Annotated in this window: 1 protein-coding gene; it reads right to left on the reverse strand. The window is 56.6% G+C overall.

Going from position 1 to position 456, the window contains the following annotated elements:
- On the reverse strand, positions 1-456 hold a 456-nt coding region (locus J4G07_22130; protein ID MCE2416684.1), incomplete at both ends, for a lamin tail domain-containing protein.

Below are 456 nucleotides of genomic sequence, written 5' to 3' on the forward strand. Positions count from 1 at the left end.
TCGCCGTCCAAATGTTCAGCACTTGACCCGAACCATCAACATTGTTTCGACCCGCTTCCGTCACGACGAGAACCGTTGAGGGTGTGTCGTTCTGACCACTCGGATCAATCTTCGTGCCTTCGGGGATCGTCAACTCGATAGACGCACCGACAGAAACATCGGCATCTGCTGCGGCGTTATCTATAGTAATCGTCCAACCGCTCAGGTTCACTTGCTCCGTCCGAGAACCGTTGGAAATCTCAATCCACTGTGGCAACGTACCGCCGCCAGCGACCATAATCTCACTGATGTAGATTTGACCGACCTGTGGCATCGAGACTGATGTATCAGCGGCTCTCGCTGCGGCTTCTGCTTTCGCCTTCGCGGCGGCGGCTTCTGCGGCGGTTTCGGCGGCGGTCACGAGACGTGCGGCACCCGGACTACCAACTCGAACACCCGCTTTCGTGAGATCAAAGT

It is taken from the genome of Candidatus Poribacteria bacterium, assembly GCA_021295715.1.
Classification (GTDB): Bacteria; Poribacteria; WGA-4E; order WGA-4E; family WGA-3G; genus WGA-3G.